This window comes from Bacillus sp. (in: firmicutes), assembly GCA_017656295.1.
In the GTDB taxonomy this organism is placed as follows: domain Bacteria; phylum Bacillota; class Bacilli; order Bacillales; family JACDOC01; genus JACDOC01.
Genome location: JACDOC010000003.1, coordinates 218027 through 238967 on the forward strand (window position 1 = coordinate 218027; position 20941 = coordinate 238967).

Consider the following 20941-nt stretch of genomic DNA (forward strand, 5'->3'; position numbering starts at 1 on the left):
ATAATAGGGATGGATAAATTTTCTCAACATTTAAAACTTTATAAATATTTAGATATTATATTAAAATAGAATATAGAATGATTCCTACACCTAAAATACTGGCTATAGTAAAATATAACAATTTATACATTTTACCAAAAATTAACCATAAAACACAATTTCCAGTTAAAGTTATATAAAGGACAGCACCATGAGAATCATTCATTAATTGGGTAGCGTTAAGGGAGGTAAATAGGATGATCAACGCCAACGTAATAAGATGAAATTGGTAGTTGATTCCTTTTCTAAAATAATAAAAAACAAATGATCCCAAAATTACGACAAAAAATGTCAAAAACGTTGTTTGCAAAATGATAGACAATTCAGTAAAATAAATGACAAATAGGGAAATACCAAAAAGTATGAATGGAAATATATTTGGAATCGTTTTCTTCTTTTGCTTAGGAGGTTCGCTTCCTTCACGATAAAGGGCTAATAAATAATCACAATACGTTTCTGGTAGCATTCTGTTCTTTTTCCAAAATTCTATTTCCTTAATGATAATCTCTTTTCTCTTTTCGTTCATATTTTCACACCCTGTTGTTCAATTCGAGAAGAATGTAAAAAATCCTCTTTTTTCTGTGAAAATTTTGGAGAAAAAATGAAAAAAGTTTACTTTCAGAATAAAGGCATTCTGAAAGTAAACTCGTTCGTTCACCTATTCTAAAAAGTCTTTTAAACGTTTACTACGGCTTGGATGACGAAGCTTTCGTAAGGCTTTCGCTTCAATTTGACGAATACGTTCTCGCGTAACGCCAAATACTTTTCCAACTTCTTCAAGCGTCCGTGTGCGCCCATCATCAAGACCAAAACGGAGACGTAGAACGTTTTCTTCCCGATCAGTTAATGTATCTAAAACATCTTCTAGTTGTTCTTTTAACATCTCGTAAGCTGCATGCTCGGATGGTGAAGTGGCTTCTTGATCCTCGATAAAATCACCAAGGTGTGAATCGTCTTCTTCACCAATCGGTGTTTCTAAGGAAACCGGCTCTTGAGCAATTTTTAATATTTCGCGAACCTTTTCTGGAGTTAAATCCATCTCTTCCGCAATTTCTTCTGGGGAAGGTTCACGCCCTAAATCTTGTAACAGCTGACGTTGAACACGTATTAATTTGTTAATCGTCTCCACCATATGAACTGGAATACGAATGGTCCGTGCTTGGTCAGCAATAGCACGTGTAATCGCTTGGCGAATCCACCACGTAGCATACGTACTAAATTTATACCCTTTACGGTAATCGAATTTCTCTACGGCTTTGATTAGGCCCATGTTACCTTCTTGAATTAAGTCTAAGAACAGCATTCCGCGTCCCACGTATCGCTTTGCAATACTAACGACGAGACGTAAGTTCGCTTCAGCGAGTCGGCGTTTTGCTTCTTCATCACCTTGTTCTATGCGCTTTGCAAGCTCGATCTCTTCTTCAGCAGATAGCAAGGGAACGCGTCCGATTTCTTTTAAATACATGCGCACAGGATCGTTAATTTTCACCCCTGGTGGGACAGACAAATCGTTTAAATCAAATTCATCTTCATCTTTTTCTAAATCTTGAATGTTCGGATCATCATCGTCGCTGTCGTTTAAAACCTCGACACCTTGGTCAGTTAAATACTCATAAAATTCATCTAATTGATCAGAGTCTAAGTCAAAATGTCCTAGACGATCGGCGATTTCATCATAAGTTAAAACGCCGCGCTTTTTACCTAAATCAACTAATTGTTCTTTTACTTGCTCGATGGATAACTCAGTATCTACACCTTTGGAACGAGCTGATTTCTCAGCCATATGTCCCCCTCCTTCCAACATACACCGTTCATTATAGTGACTTTCGAAGTTCGATTATTTCCATTGCAATTTGAGCAGCTAATAGGTGATTCTTTTGTCGTTCCGCTTCTAATTTTTTCACTTCTTTTTCTTTTATTTTCATCATTTTTTGTTGTTTTATCACTTGGTACACATAATCTTGAAGTACTTGGTCATTATCTTCTTGCTCTACATCAATCATGGCAATTTCTGCGACAATTGCTCGAAGTCTTTCATCTCTTAAATAGTTAAGAAATTGACTAGAGTTCGGTTCATATCCTTCTTCATAATACGCCAGCAAATAGGTGAATATAATTTGATGCTCATCTATGTTGAACATTTGGCCAGCAAGTAAGTCCTTTACTTTATAAGCCACTTCCTCGCTTTTGAGCATATGAGCAATTAAGCGCCGTTCAGCCGTTTGATACGCTGGCAGCAGCTTTTGTTCCACAGCTATATAATTCGTCTTTGGCTTCCATGCTTGAGGATTCTTTTTCTTTTGTGCGTAAAATATTTGCCGTTGTTGCGATTTTAATGCCTCTAATGACAACGAAAACTCTTCAGCAAGTTGACGTAAGTACAGATCACGCTCAACCGCTCTAGGAAGCTTTGATATCTCCTTTAATAACTCTTCGATATACTGTAGGCGATCTCCTTCATTTTGAAGATTTTTGCCACGTCGATAAAAGAGAAATTTAAATGCCATGAACGTCATTGCCCCATCAATGACTTCATTTCGGAACTTTTCAGCGCCATATTTTTGAACATAGTCATCAGGGTCTAGGTCCATCGGCATTTGTGCAATTTTTACTTGGCAACCATGTTGTTGTAATAATTCAGCTGCTTTAAAAGCGGCATTCGTACCTGCATCGTCCGAATCGTAACAAATGATAACTTGATCTGTCATCCGTCGAAGGACTAATGCATGATGTTCCGTTAATGACGTTCCCATTACGGCTACACCGTTTGTAATTCCGGCACGATCCGCTGATATGACATCGGCAAAGCCTTCAAATAAAACAACCTGTTGAAATTTGCGAATAGAAGATCGTGCATGATGAAAATTATACAAAACTTTACTTTTATGAAAGATGATAGTTTCAGGGCTATTTAAATATTTTGGCTCATTACCATCAAGCGCTCTCCCCGAAAAAGCGATGGTCCTTCCTTTTTCATCAAAAATCGGAAACATGATTCGGTTGCGAAACCGATCAATAAATTCCCCATTGTTTCTTTGAACAAGAAGTCCGGCTTTTTCCATTAACGGTAAGGAATATCCTCTTCGTTTCAACAATTTGGCGACAAAATCCCAGTTTGGTAAAGACCACCCAATCTGAAATTTTTCAATACTCTCTAACGTAAAACCACGTTGCTTTAAGTATTCTAATGCTTCCTGACCTTCCTTTGTATTTATGAGCAAATGATGGTAAAATTTACGTAGAAGCTCATGCGCTTCAATCATTTGTTCATATTCTTTAGAGGTTTTCTGGCTCTTTTGTTCAACACCATGTTCAATATTAAGAGGGATGTTACTTTTTTGGGCTAATTTAATAACTGCTTCTTGAAAGCTAATCCCTTCATAGTCCATTAAAAAAGTAAAAACATTTCCTCCAGCCCCACAACCGAAACAATGGAAAATTTGTTTCTCGGGTGACACGGAAAAAGACGGAGTATTTTCACCATGAAAGGGACATAGCCCAAAATAATTTCTTCCTTGTTTTTTCAATTGGACATAGTCGCTAATGATATCAACAATGTCCACCGACTGGCGAATTTCATTAATTTTCTCTTCTGGTATTTTCGCCACGTAATGCACCACCAATATGATTGGTATTGTGATGAATCGAAAGCTTTTGTATTAATTGTAGAAATTGTCGGCAAAATGTTTGTAAATCTTCATACGAAAATTTTTTCGGACCTTTCCGAAACGTTCCACTTCGTCTTTCTTTTCCGTGAAGATAACGAAACTCAAGTGCTGTAGAGATATTTTCATTATCGTATGTGATTCCACGTGGAGTAATGACGTGTACCCCTTTCGGAAGAACGAGGGATAAAAGTCCTATATCATGGGAAACAAGTATATCGCCTTTTTTTATACGATTGGCGATATATAAATCAACAGCTTCTTTCCCACAGTCAACATGTACCCATTTTGCATTGTATTGCTCCTTGACTACGTGTGAATAGGAAGAAACAAGCACAACCTCAAACAAGAACGGTTTCGCCAAATCGACAATTTCCTTCTTGACCGGACAAGAATCAGCATCTACATAAATAGTAGGCAGTTCGCTTCTGATTGTATTTATTCTACATCACTCCAAATAATCCTGCCTTTTTTAGCGAACTTTCATCGAAAAATCCGACAAGAATTTTGTCGAATTTTTTTCATTAAAGAACCTTGACAATATCACAATAAATAGTTTATTCTTTTCAGTCAAGTTATAAACCTTACAAAGAAATTTTTATCACAATTTTTTATTATAATACACCTGTAACAATTTGACCATGTTTTTTTTCTAACTACTTCATGATATTAAGCAATAAAGCAAAATAGCACATCAAATAATAATGTGCTATTTTGCATGTTGAATTTCATTGATGATAATATTGGCCGTTTCTTCTACAGCTTTGTTGGTTACATCGATCACTTTACATCCAATTTTCTCAACAATTTTATCAAAGTAAGCCAATTCTTCATTTATTCGATTAATATTGGCGTAACTTGCTTGATCGTTTAGTCCTAATGATTTTAACCGCTCTTTACGAATAAAATTTAATTTTTCTGGATTAATTTTCAAGCCAAAACATTTTTCTTTAGGTATTTGAAATAGTTCTTCTGGTGGATCTACTTCAGGAACTAATGGGACGTTGGCTACTTTCAAACGTTTATGCGCTAAATATTGAGACAAAGGTGTTTTGGACGTTCGTGATACCCCGATTAAAACAATATCCGCCCACAAAAGTCCTCGTGGATCTCGGCCATCGTCATACTTCACCGCAAATTCAACCGCTTCCACTTTTTTAAAATAATCCTCATCAAGCTTACGAACAAGGCCGGGCTCATATAGTGGTTGTTTTCCGTAATGTTTTTCAAACTGATCCATCAAAGGGCCGATAATATCGAAAGCATAAATCCCTTCTTCTTCTGCTCGTTTTTTCATAAAGCTCCGTATCTCTGGCTTCACAAGCGTAAACGCAATTATTCCTTGGTTCAACTTAGCTAAAGAGATGACTTCTTCAATATGGGATTCATCTTCTACATAAGGGTATCTTTTTATTTCGGCGGATGCCCCGTTAAATTGACTGATAGCCGCCTTTGTTACAAGCTCCGCAGTTTCCCCAACAGAATCGGAGACTACATAAATCACTGGATCCGTCAAGTTTCTCACCCTCCTCTACCTGGCTCTTACTGATCAGAAGCAAGGGCCACAAAGGCTTTCGTTATATTGGTTTTTGTAATCCGTCCAATCACTTCAAAACCTTGCTCGGTTTCTTTCACAACAGGTAGAGCATCGATTTGTTTTTCAATTAACTTTTTGGCGACTTCAATTAATAAATCGTCCTTTTGGCACATCGTAATGTTTGGCATACGTGTCATGATAATATTGACAGGGATTGTCGTTAATTCCTGCTTCCCGATGCTGGCTCGTAACAAATCTTTCCGGGACAATACTCCGACAAGATGACTTTTGTCATCTACGACAAATAGCGTCCCAACATCCTCTAAAAACATCGTCACAATCGCGTCATAAACCGATACATTTTCATTTACGACAACCGGAATGGATTGGTAATCTTTTACATGGATTTTTTTTAGATTTTCCGTTAATAGCTGTGTGCCAGATTTTCCTGTATAAAAATAGCCAACACGTGGACGAGCGTCTAAATAACCAGCCATCGTTAAAATAGCTAAATCTGGCCGTAAAGTCGCCCGTGTCAAATTAAGCTTTTCAGCAATATGCTCACCTGTAATTGGACCGTTCTCTTTTACGATTTGCAAGATTTGTTCTTGCCGCTTATTTAGTTCGATTGTCCTCACCACCTGACTCACTACAAATGTGTTACACTTTATATAAATTATTATATACTATTCCAGTACAATTAGAAGAATTTTAAGTAGAAAAATGTATCGAGAAACCCCCCGATACATTTTTTATCCGATTGAAATTGTAAGAATGTGAGATTACTTTACCATAATCTCATTCACGTTGGCAAAAGATAATATGATGTGAGCAAGTTCGTTCATATGTGACAATCGATTGTTTTTAATTTTTTCATTTTGATCCATAACCATGGTATGCTCAAAATACGCTTCAATCGCTGGGCGTAATGATTTTAGTAACTCGTATTTTTCTTCCTCTGATGCGGTTTCTGAAAATGCTTTTCGAATATGTTCGAGTTCGTTATATAATGTATGTTCATGGCCGTTTTGGAATAACCCTGGGTCGATGGTAGTAACTTTTTCTGCTTTTTTCGCAATATTGACGACACGGCTTAAAGCTTCGATTACAGATTTAAAGTCGTCATCTTCTTTATGGTTTTGAAGGACACGTGCCCGATCAAAGAGCTGTGGAAGCGACGAAATTTGTCCCTTTAAAACACTTTCTACAATATCATAACGAATATTTTCTTCTTGCAATACATACTTTAGGCGCAATTTAAAGAACTGTATGATTTCTTCTTCTAATTCAAATGCCTCTTTAGAACCAATACCATCAACTATCACTTGTTGTACGGCTTCCGTTACTAGTTGTGGAAGAGGTATGCTCCATTGATGATGAAGCAACGTTTGAACGATTCCTAACGCCTGTCTTCTTAATGCATATGGATCTTGAGAACCGCTTGGTATCAAGTCGATAGCAAAGAAAGAGGCGATGGTGTCCAGCTTATCTGCAATCCCTACTACTGCACCGATCGAAGAAGCTGCCGGTACATCATCAGCCGAACGAGGTTGGTAATGCTCATTTACCGCACGAGCCACTCGTTCATCTTCGCCTAAAAGGAGGGCATATTTTTCTCCCATTATTCCTTGAAGTTCAGGGAACTCATAGACCATTTGAGTGACAAGGTCAAATTTACTAATTTGTGCCGCTCGGTCAACTAGTGATTGTTCTTCCTTCGTAAATTGAAGTAGTTCGGCTAATTGATTAGAAAGCTTACGAACACGTTCTACTTTTTCACTTAAAGTACCAATTTCTTCATGATAAACAATAGATTTTAGTTTTGCTAACGCTTGGTCGATTGATAGTTTTTGGTCTTCTTGATAGAAGAAGTCCGCATCCGCTAAACGAGCTCGTAATACTTTTTCGTTTCCTTTCGCAACCGTTTCTAAATAACGGTCATCACCGTTACGCACTGTCACGAAATACGGTAAAAGGTTTCCTTCTGCATTTTTAACAGGGAAATAGCGTTGATGCTCTTTCATTGTTGTAATTAATACTTCTTCCGGAATCGCTAAAAATTTCTCTTGGAACGTTCCAAATAAAGCTGTTGGGTACTCCACTAAGTTGTTCACTTCTTCTAATAATTCTTCGTCGATCGGAATTTGCCATTGCTGCTTTTCTTCTAATGCTTGAATTTGGTTAAGAATCATCTCTTTTCTTTCTTTTGGATTTGCAATTACGTATTGTTCTTTTAAAGCGTCCTCATATTCTGCTGGTCGTTCAATGGATCGTTGGCTACCTAAAAACCGATGTCCGTACGTTAAACGATCAGTTGAAACATTCGCGACAGAGAAAGGAATGATCTCTTCTCCGAAAAGAGCTAACAACCATTTGATTGGACGAATATATCGAAGTTCTTGATTCGCCCATCTCATATTTTTAGGGAACGATAGACTTCTTACAACGTGTGCTAGCTCGGGTAAAATTGACATGGTGCTTTTTCCTTTAATAAATTTGTTGACAAAGCAATATTCGACGCCGTTCACTTCTTTAAAATAAATATCATTAACATCTACACCCTGCCCCCGACTAAATCCTAGAGCCGCTTTCGTCCATTCACCGTTTTCATCGATGGCGATTTTTTTTGCTGGACCTCTCGCTTCTTCATGAATATCTTCTTGTGACTCAGCCACATCTTTTACATAAACCGCTAACCGTCTTGGAGTAGAAAAAAGGCGAACTTCACCAAACGTAATTTTTTGGTCTTGGAAAAATTGCTTAATTTTTTCACCTAATTGATTCATGGACGGTGTTATAACATTTGCCGGCATTTCTTCCAGACCAATTTCTAGGAGAAAATCACGCTTACTCATTTTGCATTGTCCTCCTTTTGTTGTTTCAAAATCGGAAATCCTAGCTTTTCTCGCTCTTGATAGAATGTTTTCGCTACTTGTCGAGCAAGGTTCCGCATTCGACCGATATAACCTGTTCGCTCAGTTACGGAAATAGCCCCTTTCGCATCAAGCAAATTAAAAACGTGTGAACATTTTAAGACGTAATCATACGCTGGATGCACAAGTCCTTCTTCCATTTGTTTCTTTGCTTCCGCTTCAAATGTGTTAAATAAATCGAAAAGCATGTCCGTATTCGACGTTTCAAACGTATATTTGGAGTGTTCATATTCTGGTTGATAAAAAATATCACGTACGGTAAAACCGTTTGTCCATTCTAAATCAAATACATTTTCTTTATTTTGGATATAGGAAGCTAACCGTTCAATTCCGTATGTGATTTCCACTGAAACTGGTTTACATTCAAGTCCCCCGACTTGTTGGAAATACGTAAATTGAGTGATTTCCATTCCGTCTAACCATACTTCCCAACCAAGTCCCGCACAACCAAGGGATGGATTTTCCCAGTTATCTTCTACAAAACGAATATCATGTTTTAACGGATCGATTCCTAAAGCGCGTAATGAATCTAAATAAATTTCTTGAATGTTATCAGGAGATGGTTTCATAATAACTTGGAATTGGTGATGTTGGTATAGTCGGTTCGGATTTTCTCCGTACCTTCCGTCAGCAGGACGACGCGAAGGCTCTACGTATGCCACATTCCATGGTTCAGGGCCGATGGCTCGCAAAAAGGTGTACGGGCTCATCGTACCCGCCCCTTTTTCTACATCGTATGCTTGCATTAAAATACATCCTTGATCGGACCAATGCTTCTGTAAAGTTAAAATCATGTCTTGAATGTTCATCGTAACACCTCCATGAATTATTCAACTAAAAAACTCCCGTCTCTATGCTTACGCATAGGGACGAGAGTTAACCCGCGGTTCCACCCTATTTGCTGTTCTCAAAACAAGAACAGCCACCTTTACTACCGCTCTTTTGAGAAAGAACGGGTATCGTTGCTCCAGACTGCCTTCCTTAACACTCTATACCCTAGCTCGCACCATCCTAGGTTCGCTTTTATAGAGGACGTTAAGTACTCCTTTCCTTCATAGCAACATCTTTATGTAGTTATTGCTACTGACAATAATAATCGGTTTTAAGAAAAAGTGCAACTACCAATGAGCTGAACTATGAAAGTCCTTCAAGTTTCGAAAGCTGTTGTAAAAACTTTTTCGATTTTAGTTGAATTCCTGAATATTCCTCGTAATACGCATCGATAAGGGAGCGCAGTTGTTGCTTCGTTTCTTTTTTCACCGATATAGTGCCGAGTCGCGATAAGTCTAAATAATAAAAGAGGCGAAATAATTTGACGGCAACAGGCGATACGGAAAGGTGGTATGAGTCTTTCGGTGCACATGTAGAACATAAAATGCCATTTTCCCGTAAAGAAAAAACAAAAGAACCTTCTTTTTTTCCACAAGATACACACGAATGAACGTGAGGATACAATCCTAATACTTCTAACATTTTTACTTCGAAAATGTTTGTCAGTATCTCTGGGTCATGTCCCTCATTGATGTAATGTATGGTTTGATACAGCAATTCAAATAAAAAGGGGTTCGGCTTTTTCTCTTCGACGCTTCGATCGAGAAGCTCTAGTATGTACGCTACGTATGCTGTTAAAACGATGTCTTCTCGTATCGAGCGCATTGAGGAAATCGTTTCACCTTGATATAACGTATGCAGTCCTCTGCTTTTTTGAATGAGAAAATATCCGTAAGTCATAGGTAACGCCAGGGCAGCGAAACGATTGCTCGGCTTTTTCGCCCCCCTGGCCATCACCCCAATTTTTCCTTTCTCTCTCGTAAAAACCGTTAAAATTTTATTAGACTCACCATAATCTCTTGACTTAATAACGATTCCTTCCACTTTTTCAAACACGTAATGCCACCCTCTCGAGATTGGCCTATTAGGGATTGATCCTTTACTACTTTAAAGTAGCGCGGGACTGTCCCTTAATCAATTAAAGAGGGAAATCAACTTCTGCTAGTTCATCTTCCGTTGGATTCGGTTCTTTCTTTTTTTCCTTCTCTAGTTCTTTAAAGAGAAGGTAAGTTTGGATATCTCCAGTTTTTGTGAATACATTCCAGGTGAATTCTAACATAGAAACCCCACCTTTCCGTTTTGAAACTAGCATGCACTTCCCATTAATGCGGTGTTATCGTTAGCATTGCCCGATGCAAATCATTCATTCAACGTAATTTTTTCTAATATTAGAAAAAACGTCTCACCAAATTAATATTCGTCTTCTCTAAATCCGAAATCACGTAGCTGAGACAGTTTATTTCGCCAATCTTTTTGTACTTTCACCCAAAGCTCCAAAAACACTTTCGAACCGAGTAAATTTTCAATATCTACACGCGCTCTTTTTCCAATTTCTTTCAACATCTTTCCTTGTTTACCAATAATGATACCTTTTTGGGAATCTCTTTCAACAACGATGGTGGCCATTACATGAACAACATCATTCTCTTTTCTCTCCATTTTGTCAATGACCACCGCAATTGAGTGCGGTACTTCTTCTCGAGTTAGGTGAAGTGCCTTTTCGCGAATTAATTCAGAAACGATAAACCGCTCCGGATGGTCTGTTACTTGATCGGCGGGATAATATTGAGGCCCTTCTGGTAAATAGTTCGTAATTAGTTCGAGCAATCTTTCAACATTGTTTCCTTCTAATGCTGAAATAGGAACAATTTCGTCGAAATCAAAACGCGAACGATACTCGTCAATAAGCGGTAATAATTCGTCAGGGTGTATTTGGTCAATTTTATTGATGACGAGAAAAACCGGTGTATTGACTTCCTTAAGTTTTTCGATAATAAACTCATCGCCGCGACCAAAGCCTTCTTGGGCATTTACCATAAATAATACTAAATCCACTTCTTTTAACGTATTTTGGGCCACTTTTATCATGAAATCGCCAAGTTTATGCTTCGGTTTATGAATACCTGGTGTATCAATAAAAATGAATTGTGCTTTATCCGTTGTATAAACCCCTTGTACTTTGTTACGGGTCGTTTGCGGTTTGTCGCTCATAATAGCAATCTTCTGCCCAATGACTCGATTTAAAAAGGTTGATTTACCAACATTTGGGCGACCAATAATAGAAATAAAGCCAGATTTATAATTCTCGTTTCCTAAATTATTCATGTAAATCCTCCGGAGAAAATGCCCCTGGTAATAATTCTTCTACCGTCATCTCTTGTACGTCGCCCTTTAAGTTGGTAAGAATGACTTTCATTTTTGGTGGACATAGCTCAGAAATTACTTGACGACAAGCTCCACACGGAGGTACGGGACGATTCGTATCTGCGACAACAGCCATCGCCGTAAAGTTTCGGACACCTTCCGAATATGCGGTAAATAATGCTGTTCGTTCGGCACAGTTACATAAGCTATAGGCAGCATTCTCAATGTTGCATCCATGATACAATTTTCCATCTTCTGTTAACAATGCTGCTCCTACTTGAAACTTCGAGTACGGTGCATATGCTTTTTCTCTAGCTTTTTTTGCTTCTTCAATTAATTGTTCTATTTTCACATCCATGCTCTCCTTTGCCAATTTCCCATTTGATGTAAATTCCTTTTGTAATTATTGAAAAGTGTTTGGTGACAACATTTTATATGAATTTAGAACCGTTTTCAAATATGAGTGTAAAAAAACTCGGCCTAGGCCGAGTTTAAGTCTTCCCGTTTGCAAATTTATAGTCCCCATTTACTCAACAATTTAGGCAGAATAATAATTAGACCGATGATTACTGTCATTATCGCGTACACAAATACTGCACCAGCTGCAATATCTTTCGCCATTTTAGCGAGCGGATGGTATTCTCCAGTAACTAAGTCAACGGTTCGCTCGATGGCAGTATTCATCATCTCCAAGGCTAGCATTCCAAAGATTGAAAAAATAATTAACGCCCATTCGATTGCTGACAAAGGTAGAAACAAGCTAACGATGACAACGAAAAAGGCGATGAAAACATGAATACGAAAATTTTGTTCTTTTTCCCATGTGAGTTTGATGCCATTGACTGCAAACGAAAAAGAACGGATAAACCGAGACCATCCTTTATCTTTCAAGTCCAAACTCCCCTAAAAGATCTTTTTGTCTCGAAAACATCACTTTTTCTTCTTCTTCCGTCATATGATCGTATCCGAGCAAATGCAAAAAGCCGTGTAAAGCCAAAAACCCTAACTCTCGTTTAAACGAGTGACCATACTCGTTTGCCTGCTCACGCGCTTTCGGTACCGAAATAATGATATCTCCTAGTACCCTTGGCATATCCAAGCCGATAATTTCCGTTTCCCCTTCTCCAAGTTCTTCTAAGGCAAAGGAAATGACGTCGGTTGGGCGATCTTTCCCGCGATAATCACGATTGATTTCTTGAATTCGTTCGTTGGTTACAAACGTTACAGAAACCTCACTACCTCCTTGTACCTCTTCTTTTTCAGCCGCAAAATTCAATAAGTTTTCAATGAGTTCTAATTCTTCTTCGGATAGCTCATTTGTTTCATCAATCATATCAATTTCTAATCTCATTTTTCTTCACCTTCTGTTTGTTTTTGGACGTCTGGATATTCGATTCTCGAATGGAAAATACCATTTAACGTTTCACAAAGTGTCTTTTTCACCACTTCCAACTCTTTTAACGTTATATCACATTCATTAAATTGTCCATCCTGTAATCGATCTTGTACAATATTTTGAACAATTTGTTTAATTTGTTCTGGCGTTGGATGATTTAATGAACGAACAGCGGCTTCCACACTATCAGCTATACTAACAACAGCCGCTTCTTTTGATTGGGGTTTAGGTCCTGGATAGCGATACGCCTGTTCGTCGACATCTTCTCCTAATTCCTTCGCCTTGTGATAAAAATATTTCAACAATGTCGTTCCATGATGTTGCTCGGCTATATCAACAATTTCTTTCGGCATTTTATGTTTCCGTAGCACTTTTGCCCCGTCAACGGCATGAGCAATGATAATTTCTTTACTTGTCTCCGGTGACAACCGATCGTGGGGATTTGAGCGATTCATTTGATTTTCAATGAAAAAGTGAGGGCGCTTCGTTTTACCTATGTCGTGATAATAGCATCCAACTCTTGCTAACAAGCCGTTTGCCCCAATCGCCTCACAAGCCGACTCCGCTAAATTTGCCACCATGACACTATGGTGATACGTCCCAGGAGCCTCGGTTAATATTTTCTTTAACAAGGGATGGTTCGGATTCGACAATTCAATGAGACGAATCGTTGATAATATTCCAAACCCCGCTTCAAAAAACGGCAATAACCCAATTGTTAAAATAGCGGACATCACTCCAGAGGTAAAAGCAAAGACAATATAATTCATATAATCTTCGTTTGTTAGTTGACCGTTTGCTAACAAAATGAGCGAAAAAATGAGTAGAACATTGACGAAAGAAACGAAAAACCCAGCCTGTAAGATGTTCGAGCGATGATTCGTTTTCGATAAAAATAAAATTCCTGCAAGACCGCTAAACAATATATACACAGCTATTTCTACATGAATGATACCGTTGAGCGCATCATGAAAAACGATGCTACCACACGCTGCCAAGATGATCGTCATCATGATGGCTAGCCGTTCATTAAGCATTATTCGCACTAGCATCGGCGCCATCGCTGCTGGATAAATATAACCAATATTAGTGATTTCAAACACTTCCATCAAACCGACAATTTTCATTAAAATGATCGACGTAATAAAAATAATACTGAGTAAAATTAAATAGGTTTGTTTTTTTTCCTCTTGTAACGGAAGAGATTTAAAGTGATAGTAAAGAGCGCCGATGATGATCAAAACAAAAATAGCTAATCCAAAGAAAGGCTTTTTGGACATGTTGTTATTTAATAGCCCAAGAAGTTGCAATTGTCGATATTTTTCCCGATCGATTAAGTGACCTTCGAGTACAATCACTTGTCCCTCTAATATTTTTACCGGTTCTACATTCTCCATTGCAACTTTTTTGCGCTTGTCAGTTAATTCTTCATCAAAAATTTCATTGGCAACAATTGCATATGAACCCAATTCAATCGCCGCTCTTTTTAACGACTCTTCTAACGGATATTTACTTATTTTTTCCTCGATTTCTTTCTTTTTTTCCTCGACTTCCTCATCGCGGATACGATCTTGCATTATCATCTCTACTTGCTTCTCGACAATCGTTTTTACACGTGTGAATTCCGTATCATTAGCTAATAGTAATGTTTTAAACATTTGATCCGAAAGCGATAACGTAACATCTTCAGAAACGTTCGCAGTTAATTTGGATTTTAATAAGGACAATTGTGTATCTATTGAAGGTTCTTCTTGTTTTATATCGTCAACCTCTTCCCCTTCAGCTGGAGGTTGTGGAGATTTGGCTTCCAATTTCGTTTCTTGAATAAAATCAAATATAGACGTTAGTAAGGATAATCGGTTTTTTCCAATTTCTTCTTTATACACATAAACATCTTCAACTTCTTCTGCTGCTTTAAGCCGCTCTTCTTCCGTTTTGGCTTCATCTTGTATCGTTATCGGTGAACGGATCGTATGTTCCGCAATAGAAAATAGTTCAATATCATACGTTTCAGGCTTCACATGATTATACAACACTCCGTATAGTACAACGGCCAGAAGAAAAAAAATCAGTAGGGTAAATACTTTATAGCTCAACATCGACCTTATTTTTTGAATAAGATGTTGCATAAAAGAAGACCTCTCCTATACCCCCTCAATTATTGAGGGAATTTTCAATATTTCATAACTATGTAAAATGATAACAGTTTTTCTTAAAAAATTCATCATGATTAACCGACTAGAAATTAACTTACGGTGAAAAAAGATGAACACTAGGTTATTCCCTAGTGTTCATTAGTCTTTTTCTTGTTTTTCATTATATGCTTGAATAATTTTAGCGACAAGCGGATGACGAACAACATCGCCTTGTTCTAAATAAACGAAAGAAATTCCAGAAACGTCATTTAATGTTTTTTCCGCCGCGATTAAGCCTGATTGAACACCACGTGGTAAGTCCACTTGCGTTTGATCTCCCGTGATGACCATTTTAGAGCCAAACCCTAAGCGGGTAAGGAACATTTTCATTTGGGCCGTTGTTGTATTTTGTGCTTCATCTAAAATAACAAATGCATCTTCAAGCGTTCGACCACGCATATAAGCGAGAGGAGCAATTTCAATCGTCCCGCGATCAATCAATCGAACGGTTTGCTCAACTCCTAACACATCATGTAATGCATCGTACAATGGACGTAAATAAGGGTCTACTTTTTCTTTTAAATCCCCTGGAAGAAATCCTAAGCTCTCCCCTGCTTCTACAGCAGGTCGAGTAAGAATTATTTTTTTAACCATCCCTTTTTTTAACGCATCTACTGCCATAACAACAGCTAAATATGTTTTCCCAGTACCTGCAGGGCCAATTCCAAAAACTAAGTCATGTTTACGAATCGCTTGAATGTACTGGCGTTGACCTAGCGTTTTGACACGTATACTTTTGCCTTTAACGCTTTTTGCAATTTCTTCCTCGAATAGCTCGCCAAAATATTCTAATGTACCCCTTTTTCCCATCTCTAGGGCATAAATAACATCACGGGTACTAATGGAAATGCCTTTTCGAATCACGGTTAAAAGCTGTTGAATCACATCATAAATAATATGAACATCTTGCTCATTTCCGATTATGTCGACCGTTTCTCCACGAGTAACAATCGAAACCGGAAACGATTGCTCCATCAGTTTGAGATGAGTATCGGAAATACCGAATAAACTCATCGCTTCATTTGGATTGTCTAGATGAATCGTTTGAGTATAGCGTGTTTCTGTCATTCCACATCTCCTTGAATTATTGGTTGAGCTTCTGCGATGTTTTCTATCACTTGGAAATATATTGATACCTTTACTTTACCATTCTCTATACGTTGTTGCAAAACTTTTTCCCCTTTAATTCGGGCCCCTTCAGGCAACGTTTTTATTAAATTGTCGCGTCCGATGGCAATTGCGGCTTCGAGCGCTTCTTCCTTTGAATACGTACGTTCCACTTCTTCTGTTTCCCACACTACTTCCTTTGAATACGAGATTGGTAATTTCCATCCGAGAAAATGGAGAGGGTATTGATTCGTCTCTTTTTGAACATTCGTAAATTCAGGGGATTCGAATCCCCATATAGGAATTGAAAAACTTCCGAAAGAAAGACGATGTGTCTTATGGGAGTTTCCGGTCATAACGGTAAATTGTGATGTTAAAGGAAGTTCTACATCAGTCTTGTACCATGTTTCTGCCCAAACTTCTCCCTTTGCAGGAACAACCTTAGAAAATTCACCCTTACCGATGACACCTTGAACTAAAATTTGGCCTTTTGCCACATACTCATGAACCGACACTAATGGTTGTCCGTTTTCAATAAACAACTGGACAATTACACCGTTTTTTTTGGCAATCAAGTTTTGAGGACCTATATATTCAACTGGTGGTGGTGTATTTTTTTCTACGACTTCAAAATGGTAGGTTGTCCCTTTTAATTGCACACCAATCCATGTGACTTCTTTCAATTCATTCGTCAATTTGCGCTGAATTGTTTGGACATCATCGATGTAAAATCGAAGTTTTCCTTTTGTAATTCCCATTTCTTTTAACTGTTTTTCAATTTTATGTTCTAATTCTGGAGATGCCCCTTTTATTTCAATTCCCCATACCATATTGGATAAAAGAAACACCGCCCCTAAAAACAAAATGATGCCGACGAAAAAGCCGCTGTTCTTCATGACACGTTTCCATAAAAACGGCATCCCTACTCCTCGTAAAAAGGACAAACGAATCGGTTCTTTTCGAACATAACGCCGCAGTTTATGTATATCTTTGAGCATCACATAAAAAGTGATGGTATCGGTGCCTTGACGTTTAATATTCCATAATGCGATTTGAGCATTCATTAACCGATTCACAAACCGCTCTACCCCCACTCCGCGCGCTCTGACTAACACGGTCCCTTGAAAAAAGGTCACCCATTGATTTTTCATTGCCTATAGCCCCCTTACTCATCCAAATAAATCACTTGATCAATATTCCCTTCAAGCAATATTTCTTCCGGTAAAATCGTTTTAATGACGAAGGAGTGCCCTTTTATAAGCAGTTGTCCTTGTTTTAACAACAAGCGGAGTTCTTTATCTGAAAAGGATAAAAGTCCTTTATGATTTTCAATATAAATGTGAATTTTTCCAATCATCGTAATGCGGGGTAAGTCCATTAAAATGTCATTCGGAAGGTCCATTTGCTGGGAAAACCAACGTTTCATTGTTTGTCGAAAGTTCCGGATCATGAAAGAACCCCCTTTCATCTCATATGTATGAATCACTAGAGCATTTCAGCACCACGTAATAAAAAAAACCTGCCCAGGATGGACAGGTTTTTATCTTCGATAAGGACGTTTGGCACGAGGAGGCCCTAATATTTCCGACATGATTACCCCGCGGATAAAATCGTCTTGATGAGCTGGAAGGAGCTCCTTCGTTTCTAATGTTGATTCGTTTGTTTTTCGATTTTTTAGCTTCGTTTTTCGAACTGGTTCCTCTACCATTTCTCGATATTTATATACATCCGGTTGCACGGACGAGCTGGTATGTGCCCTTACTTTTTCACCGGAAGGCAATGGTGCTTCAACTTTTTTCATGGAAGGTTTCGGCTCCGCTTGTTGAACAGGTTGGGTACGTTGATGTTTTCGTGGACGTTCTTCCTTTTCCTCACTCTTTTTATTAAAAAACAAACTGATAACCGCAGCGATAATGGCCAATAGTAAAGATTCCATTTAATTCATCCCCTTTCTAAGGGACTTATTACTCTTTTTCGTGTTGGTTATTGTCTTTCTTTTCACCCGTCATTTTTCCAATAGCATCTCTCATATCCGTATCAGCGATAATGTTTTTAATATTCATGTAGTCCATGACACCAATGTTTCCAGAACGGAGAGCTTCCGCCATAGCTAGTGGAACTTCCGCTTCTGCTTCGACTACTTTGGCTCTCATTTCTTGAACTTTTGCTTTCATCTCTTGCTCTTTCGCCACAGCCATCGCCCGACGCTCTTCCGCTTTCGCTTGGGCAATATTCTTGTCAGCTTCCGCTTGTTCTGTTTGTAATTCTGCACCAATATTTTTACCGATGTCCACATCCGCGATATCGATCGATAAAATCTCGAAAGCTGTACCGGCATCTAACCCTTTTGTTAACACCGTTTGGGAAATAAGATCAGGATTTTCAAGTACTTTTTTATGGTTATCTGAAGAACCAATCGTTGAGACGATTCCTTCACCGACACGCGCAATGACAGTGTCTTCACCGGCACCACCGACTAACCGGTCGATGTTGGCTCGAACCGTAATGCGCGCCTTCGCTTTTACTTCAATTCCATCCATCGCTACCCCGGCAATAAATGGCGTTTCAATAACCTTTGGATTAACGCTCATTTGTACCGCCTCTAGCACGTCACGACCAGCTAAATCGATAGCCGCACAACGTTCAAACGTTAACTCAATATTCGCACGTTGCGCCGCAATTAACGCATTAACTACACGGTCAACGTTACCACCAGCTAAATAGTGGCTTTCTAATTGGTTAATCGTTACGTTCAATCCAGCTTTTGATGCTTTAATTAATGGGTTAATCACCCGACTAGGAATAACTCGACGAAGCCTCATACCTATGAGGGTAAAAATACTAATGCGAACCCCAGCAGCTAAGGCGGAGATCCACAGCATGACTGGTACAAAAGAAAGTAGTAATCCTAAAAAGATTAAGCCAAGAACAATGGCAACAATGAGAAAAATAGTACCACTTTCTAACATCTTTTTTCCTCCTTTATCCGTTTTTCTGTTCTTGTTCTTCCACCCGGCGCACCACCACACGGGAACCTTCAACTTTTACAATTTTCACCTGTTGTTGGGCACCGATGTATCCACCTTCTGTTACGACATCTAACCGTTCATCATTAACAACAATCGTTCCTGCTGGCCGTAATGGAGTTAATGTGAGTCCAACTTTTCCTAACAAGTCTATTCGGTTTACATTTGACACGTATCCTAATTCTGTGTTCGTTGAATCCTTTAAAATGATTTTAGAGAAGAACCGAACTTTCCGGCCGAACACTTTCACCATCACCACCATCGTCACGATACTTAACACAATGGCAATTAACAATGAAATGCCCATTTGTATAATGCTACCTCCAGAAAGCAGGATACTAACAAGGATGGATATTAACCCCAGTGTTCCGGCCACGCCGCCTGGTAGGAAAAACTCGGCAATAATAAGTCCCACACCAATTATAAACAATATTAGTACTTCATATCCAGCTAAACCTGCAACTACATGCCCATAGAAAAAGAGCAATAACGAAGTAAGACCCATAAATCCAGGGACACCGAACCCTGGCGAATAAAGTTCTAATACTAAACCTAAACTACCGATTGTCAGTAATATCGGAACAATGATTGGGTGGGTAATGAAACGCGCCAGCTTTTCAGCAAATGATTCTTCCACAGTTTGAACGGTCGCTTTTTCCAATCCTAATTCACGAAGCAAGTCATCAAAATGTTGGACCGTTCCTTCTGAATATCCAACTTTCAATGCTTGATCTGCTGTTAACGTGAGTAATTCTCCTTTTTCTACACCTAATTCCGGTAGTTCGATTGATTCATCCGCCATAGCTAACGCATAAATCGGATCCCTACCGCTTCGCTCAGCCGCCCCTTCCATTGCCGCAAGCCAGTAGCTTACCGCTTTTTTATCAGCGGTGTTTCCAGATTGGTCTATTATCGCTGCCGATCCCATGGTTCCGTTTGGCACCATATATATTTCATCCGCATGCAAGGAAATAAATGCCCCAGCGGATAAAGCTTTTGGATTGACAAAGGCCACAGTTTTCACATCCGTATTAGCAATGAGCTGTCCAATTTCTCCGGCGGCGTCTACCACTCCACCAGGCGTATTAATATCAAAGATGATGACTTTTGCACCATCTTTTTCTGCTGTTTCAATCGCCCGCTTTAAAAATGCGAACAATCCTTTTTCTACTTCTCTTTCTACAGGGACAACATAAACGAGGTCGTTCTTCGCTTTTCCAATTTGGAAAGTAAAAAACAAAGATGGAATGATGATGAAACATAATAAGCTCCAATACATGATTTTCTTCATTTCATTTCCCCCCTTTCGTTTCCTCTCTAATTATGTACGAATGGTGATTAAAAAAGTTTCAAAGTAGAGTAGAAAACTGATTTCAAAAGGGACAGCTTCTGCTGTCTCTTTCTACTTTCAGTTTCCCCTCATCAAACCGTACGTGAGGTTTTCCCTCATACGGCTTTCCGATGTTCTTCTTCCTTTGGCATTCGTACCAGCTAATTTGCCAATTTTACTAACTTAAATTTTGTTAAATCAATAACCTCTTTCATCCTCGCATGTTTCTTTCTTTTGTTTCGCTTCTTGTTGTGAAACAAGGTTAGTCGTTCAATCACGTACCAGTCTATTTTATTGAGCCATTTCTTCGACATTGGGGATATTTGATAGTAGTTCTTGAATCCCCTTAATTTCCTATTTAATCCTTCTAACAGTTCGTCCAACGTGAGAAACAACTTTTTCCGTGGAGATGTATGTTCTTTTATTTTGGCTCTCATGGTTTTCATGGCTTTCTTACTTGGAATGTGTGACATGACGTATATCTTGGAACCACCCTTGTTGTATACCGGGAATTTTCT

Annotated in this window: 22 protein-coding genes; all 22 read right to left on the reverse strand. The window is 38.6% G+C overall.

The features are described 5' to 3' along the window. Window positions 1–55: 55 nt before the first annotated feature. The 22 genes from H0Z31_05195 to H0Z31_05300 all read right to left on the reverse strand — a co-directional run bounded on the left by H0Z31_05195 (window position 56) and on the right by H0Z31_05300 (window position 20869). The gene (locus tag H0Z31_05195; GenBank protein ID MBO8176839.1) at window positions 56–565 is read right to left on the reverse strand and encodes a hypothetical protein; all 510 of its coding nucleotides are present in this window, start codon (window positions 563–565) and stop codon (window positions 56–58) included. A 132-nt stretch (window positions 566–697) separates the two neighbouring features. After that, the gene (gene rpoD / locus H0Z31_05200; GenBank protein MBO8176840.1) at window positions 698–1822 is read right to left on the reverse strand and encodes an RNA polymerase sigma factor RpoD; all 1125 of its coding nucleotides are present in this window, start codon (window positions 1820–1822) and stop codon (window positions 698–700) included. 31 nt (window positions 1823–1853) lie between these two features. Next, a complete protein-coding gene (locus H0Z31_05205; protein MBO8176841.1) occupies window positions 1854–3647 on the reverse strand; it encodes a DNA primase in 1794 nt (597 codons plus the stop codon). Further along, entirely contained in the window at window positions 3619–4116 is a 498-nt protein-coding gene (locus H0Z31_05210; GenBank protein ID MBO8176842.1) for a DUF188 domain-containing protein, read from the reverse strand. Before H0Z31_05210 ends, H0Z31_05205 begins: the two co-directional genes overlap by 29 nt. Window positions 4117–4413: 297 nt before the next feature. After that, window positions 4414–5220, reverse strand: coding sequence for a kinase/pyrophosphorylase (locus H0Z31_05215; protein MBO8176843.1), 807 nt, complete (start codon window positions 5218–5220; stop codon window positions 4414–4416). A gap of 26 nt (window positions 5221–5246) precedes the next feature. After that, window positions 5247–5879, reverse strand: coding sequence for a helix-turn-helix transcriptional regulator (locus tag H0Z31_05220; GenBank protein MBO8176844.1), 633 nt, complete (start codon window positions 5877–5879; stop codon window positions 5247–5249). A 144-nt stretch (window positions 5880–6023) separates the two neighbouring features. Beyond that, the gene (locus H0Z31_05225; protein MBO8176845.1) at window positions 6024–8096 is read right to left on the reverse strand and encodes a glycine--tRNA ligase subunit beta; all 2073 of its coding nucleotides are present in this window, start codon (window positions 8094–8096) and stop codon (window positions 6024–6026) included. Next, the gene (glyQ, locus tag H0Z31_05230; GenBank protein MBO8176846.1) at window positions 8093–8983 is read right to left on the reverse strand and encodes a glycine--tRNA ligase subunit alpha; all 891 of its coding nucleotides are present in this window, start codon (window positions 8981–8983) and stop codon (window positions 8093–8095) included. Before glyQ ends, H0Z31_05225 begins: the two co-directional genes overlap by 4 nt. Window positions 8984–9308: 325 nt before the next feature. Beyond that, window positions 9309–10061, reverse strand: a complete 753-nt coding sequence (recO, locus tag H0Z31_05235) for a DNA repair protein RecO (protein MBO8176847.1) — start codon at window positions 10059–10061, stop codon at window positions 9309–9311. Between the two features lie 82 nt (window positions 10062–10143). Continuing rightward, window positions 10144–10284, reverse strand: a complete 141-nt coding sequence (locus H0Z31_05240) for a YqzL family protein (protein MBO8176848.1) — start codon at window positions 10282–10284, stop codon at window positions 10144–10146. 131 nt (window positions 10285–10415) lie between these two features. Continuing rightward, window positions 10416–11330: a GTPase Era gene (era, locus tag H0Z31_05245; GenBank protein ID MBO8176849.1), complete on the reverse strand. Its 915-nt coding sequence runs from the start codon at window positions 11328–11330 to the stop codon at window positions 10416–10418. Then, the gene (locus H0Z31_05250) at window positions 11323–11727 is read right to left on the reverse strand and encodes a cytidine deaminase (protein MBO8176850.1); all 405 of its coding nucleotides are present in this window, start codon (window positions 11725–11727) and stop codon (window positions 11323–11325) included. The genes era and H0Z31_05250 overlap by 8 nt, the downstream gene beginning before the upstream one ends. A gap of 155 nt (window positions 11728–11882) precedes the next feature. Continuing rightward, entirely contained in the window at window positions 11883–12266 is a 384-nt protein-coding gene (locus tag H0Z31_05255) for a diacylglycerol kinase family protein (protein ID MBO8176851.1), read from the reverse strand. After that, a complete protein-coding gene (gene ybeY / locus H0Z31_05260; GenBank protein ID MBO8176852.1) occupies window positions 12250–12720 on the reverse strand; it encodes an rRNA maturation RNase YbeY in 471 nt (156 codons plus the stop codon). Before ybeY ends, H0Z31_05255 begins: the two co-directional genes overlap by 17 nt. Next, on the reverse strand, window positions 12717–14894 hold the full coding sequence (locus tag H0Z31_05265; protein ID MBO8176853.1) for an HD family phosphohydrolase: 2178 nt from the start codon (window positions 14892–14894) through the stop codon (window positions 12717–12719). Before H0Z31_05265 ends, ybeY begins: the two co-directional genes overlap by 4 nt. A 165-nt stretch (window positions 14895–15059) precedes the next feature. Continuing rightward, window positions 15060–16028, reverse strand: coding sequence for a PhoH family protein (locus tag H0Z31_05270; protein MBO8176854.1), 969 nt, complete (start codon window positions 16026–16028; stop codon window positions 15060–15062). Continuing rightward, window positions 16025–17218, reverse strand: coding sequence for a sporulation protein YqfD (gene yqfD / locus H0Z31_05275; protein MBO8176855.1), 1194 nt, complete (start codon window positions 17216–17218; stop codon window positions 16025–16027). The genes H0Z31_05270 and yqfD overlap by 4 nt, the downstream gene beginning before the upstream one ends. Before the next feature lie 14 nt (window positions 17219–17232). Then, a complete protein-coding gene (gene yqfC, locus H0Z31_05280) occupies window positions 17233–17517 on the reverse strand; it encodes a sporulation protein YqfC (GenBank protein ID MBO8176856.1) in 285 nt (94 codons plus the stop codon). Between the two features lie 90 nt (window positions 17518–17607). After that, window positions 17608–18003 carry a hypothetical protein gene (locus H0Z31_05285; GenBank protein MBO8176857.1) on the reverse strand — a complete coding sequence of 132 codons (396 nt, stop codon included), beginning with the start codon at window positions 18001–18003 and terminating at the stop codon, window positions 17608–17610. A 28-nt stretch (window positions 18004–18031) separates the two neighbouring features. Next, entirely contained in the window at window positions 18032–19036 is a 1005-nt protein-coding gene (gene floA / locus H0Z31_05290; protein ID MBO8176858.1) for a flotillin-like protein FloA, read from the reverse strand. A gap of 13 nt (window positions 19037–19049) precedes the next feature. Beyond that, window positions 19050–20384, reverse strand: coding sequence for a nodulation protein NfeD (locus tag H0Z31_05295; GenBank protein MBO8176859.1), 1335 nt, complete (start codon window positions 20382–20384; stop codon window positions 19050–19052). Window positions 20385–20584: 200 nt separating this feature from the next. Beyond that, window positions 20585–20869 carry a hypothetical protein gene (locus tag H0Z31_05300; protein MBO8176860.1) on the reverse strand — a complete coding sequence of 95 codons (285 nt, stop codon included), beginning with the start codon at window positions 20867–20869 and terminating at the stop codon, window positions 20585–20587. Between the last annotated feature and the right edge of the window lie 72 nt (window positions 20870–20941).